This window comes from Paraburkholderia sp. RL18-085-BIA-A, assembly GCF_046027075.1.
GTDB lineage: Bacteria > Pseudomonadota > Gammaproteobacteria > Burkholderiales > Burkholderiaceae > Paraburkholderia.
In genome coordinates, this window is the sequence record NZ_JARESU010000483.1 from 1 (window position 1) to 1,019 (window position 1,019).

A 1,019-nucleotide genomic window follows, 5' to 3' on the forward strand; every position below is an offset into this window, starting at 1 on the left:
CATGATGCGGGCCCCCCGCCGGTGCAACTCTGGACCCGTGACGGATTCCAGGGGGCGCTGTCAGTGGTGACCCGGACGACCTACGCGCCTGATTATCTTTCCGTGCAGGGGCCGCACGCACCGCGGCGAGCCGTCCTCGAGCGCCTGAGGCCTGACGATCAGGACGACCCTGAGGCGCTTCCGACCACCGTGGCGACTTCCCGGCTCGGCGTCACACTGCATGTGTCGGGACGGCGCAAGCCCATGCCGTATGTGGTGCGCAATGTCGAAGCGGACGAGATCCATTTCATCCAGTCCGGCACGGCCAGGTTCGAAACGGACGTGGGCTGTCTCACGGCGACGGAAGGGGACTTCGTGTGCATACCCCGATCCGTCGCGTACCGATACGCGCCGACGGGCGATGCCATGCGCAGCATCATCGTCGAGAGTCCTTCGGCCCTGAAGCTCGCGCCGCCTGCGCCAAGCGGCCTGCTCAACGTGGCGCGGGATCTGAAGTTTGCCGAAGTCGACTCCGCCATGCCGGCCGGCGGCCCGACGCGGCTGGTGCTGAAAACCCTCGACCCCGAGAACACGGTCTTCATGATGCCGCATGATCCGCTCGCGCTCGGCATGCTCCTGTCGGAGTCCGTCCCGGTGTGGAAGCTGAATCTGGCCAGTATCCAGGTTCACGCCTACCTGCCTGAGGGCGGTCCGCCCAGCCAGTTTCTGTCATCAGGCACGGGCGACCTGCTGATGTTCAACCTCAGCGCGCGTCCCGGGGGACGGCCGCCCGTTCACATCAACGCCGATTTCGACGAGGTGATCTGTTACGTGCGAGGCCCGGGCGCCTGGGGCGGGTGTACGGAACCCGGCACGTTGACCTGTGTGCCAAAGGGGGTCATCCACCACGGGCCGTCGGAGGACGTTCCTGAAGGCTATCAGGCCTGGTTGCTGGAAACACGCGCAACCCTGCGTTGGACACCGAAGGCCATTGCCGCTTCGGAGCTGATGGAAACCGGCCAATACCGGCCGCATCCGGG

Annotated in this window: 1 protein-coding gene; it reads left to right on the forward strand. The window is 66.0% G+C overall.

Annotated elements, in window-relative coordinates; all coding sequences use genetic code 11:
* Positions 1–1,019 (forward strand): cupin domain-containing protein (locus tag P0D89_RS53390; RefSeq protein ID WP_408371315.1); only part of this gene is annotated, 1,019 nt, incomplete at both ends.